Here is a 548-nt window from a genome sequence, read left to right on the forward strand (position 1 = left end):
ATTGCCATATATTAACAAATCTAAATATACCTAAAAACTTAGTTACAGTTAGAAGCAATGCTGTTTATGGAATACAAATGAAAAAATTAGAATTACCTGAAACATTAACATATATAGATGACAGAGGTTTTTATGCATCTCAACAACTTGAAGAAATATATATACCAGATTCAGTAACTTAYATGGGAGTAAGTGCATTTGGTTCTTGTATAAAGGTAAAGAAAATACATATTCCAAACAATTTAGAGATTTTAAATGACACTGTATTTGAAAATTGCCCTTTATTAGAAAATATAACTATACCTGCCTCTGTTAAAGAAATAAAAAAGTATGCTTTCCATATGGCTCAATCTTTAACAACTGTTACATTTTTATCACCTACTCCYCCTATYATTGCTAGAAATGCTTTTAATTATTGTARTAACTTAAAAACTATTWATGTGCCAAAAGGAAGTAAAACATTATACGAAMAATTAAAAGGTAATGGTATACCAGGCGMTGCTAAAATAATAGAATATTAGAATTAATAAATATTTAATAATGAAGAA

General features: G+C 26.2%; 1 protein-coding gene. It reads left to right on the plus strand.

What is annotated here, in order from left to right:
* Positions 1 to 521: leucine-rich repeat domain-containing protein (locus GQX97_RS14435; protein WP_157152372.1), on the plus strand; the 521-nt coding region annotated here is incomplete at its 5' end.
* Positions 522 to 548: the final 27 nt, after the last annotated feature.

It is taken from the genome of Brachyspira sp. SAP_772 (genome assembly GCF_009755885.1).
In the GTDB taxonomy this organism is placed as follows: Bacteria; Spirochaetota; Brachyspiria; order Brachyspirales; family Brachyspiraceae; genus Brachyspira.